General features: G+C 69.4%; 2 pseudogenes. Both read left to right on the forward strand.

Annotated elements, in window-relative coordinates:
* Positions 1 to 299 (forward strand): annotated as a pseudogene (locus tag P5705_RS26215) (type VI secretion system Vgr family protein); the annotation flags it as partial.
* Positions 290 to 1,305, forward strand: a pseudogene (locus P5705_RS26220) (DUF2345 domain-containing protein); the annotation flags it as partial. The pseudogenes P5705_RS26215 and P5705_RS26220, both read left to right, overlap by 10 nt.

Below are 1,305 nucleotides of genomic sequence, written 5' to 3' on the forward strand. Positions count from 1 at the left end.
TGAACATGCCGCACTACAAGCTGCCCGACCTCAAGACCCTGGCCACGATCAAGAGCAAGGAATACAAGGGCAGCCGCAACAACGAACTGCGCATCGACGACACCACCAGCGAAATCAGCATCGCCCTGCGCAGCGACCACGGTGCCAGTGCGCTGAACCTCGGTTACCTGACCCATCCACGCCCGAGCGGCGGCGCGCCACGCGGTGAAGGCTTCGAACTGCGCACCGACCGCCACGGCGCCGTGCGCGCAGCCGGTGGCCTGCTGATCACCACCGAACCCCGCGCCAACTGCGCAGCGACCACGGCGCCAGTGCGCTGAACCTCGGTTACCTGACCCATCCACGCCCGAGCGGTGGCGCCCCACGCGGTGAAGGCTTCGAGCTGCGCACCGACCGCCACGGCGCCGTGCGCGCGGCCGGTGGCCTGCTGATCACCACCGAACCCCGCGCCAACGAAGCCAAGCACCACAAGGACCTGCCCGAGACCGCCGAACGCCTGGCCACCGCCAGCGAGCAGCAGGACAGCCTGGCCGAACTGGCCAAGCAGATGCAGGCCCAGGAACCCGGCGACCAGGACGCCGTGGCCAAGCGCCTGCACGAGCAGCACCAGGGCATCCTCGGCAGCGGCCCGGTCAACCAGAGCGCCAACGAGTTCCCCGAATTCGCCCAGCCGCACCTGGTGCTGTCGAGCCCGGCCGGCATCGCCCTGACCACTCCCGGCCCCAACCACATCACTACCGGCGAGCACCTGGCGCTGAGCAGCACCGGCCACACCAGCATGTCCGTCGGCAAACGCCTGCTGGCCAGCGCCAGCCAGGGCATGCGCCTGTTCGTGCAGAGCCTGGGCTGGAAACTGGTGTCGGCCTCCGGCGACATCGACATCCGCGCCCTCAAGGACAACATCAACCTGCCAAGGACAACCGGTTTCAACCAGGCCAGCGGCGCCGCCGCCGGCCCGCTGTGGGTCGACTTCGGCCTGGACCCGGCCGACACCTGGGCCGAGGGCAGCCACTTCGGCGCCGGCGACTGGCCACCCAAACCCAGCTTCGCCGACATCGCCCCCGGCCAGCAGGCCGTGGTCGGCGAGGTGCTCAGCGGCGGCAAGGGCGCAGAGGGGTTGCTGGGCAAGGGCCTGGCACTGGCACAGCAAGGCATGGACAAAGGCAAGGGACTGATGCAGAACGCGATGGCACAAGGAAAATCGATGGCCCAGGGCCTGATGGGCCCCGGCGGCAACGGCCTGCTGGAACAGGGCAAGGCCCTGGCCGGCACCGGCATGCAACTGGCGAAAAGCGGCCAGGCCGC

Source organism: Pseudomonas entomophila (assembly GCF_029478665.1).
GTDB lineage: Bacteria > Pseudomonadota > Gammaproteobacteria > Pseudomonadales > Pseudomonadaceae > Aquipseudomonas > Aquipseudomonas entomophila_F.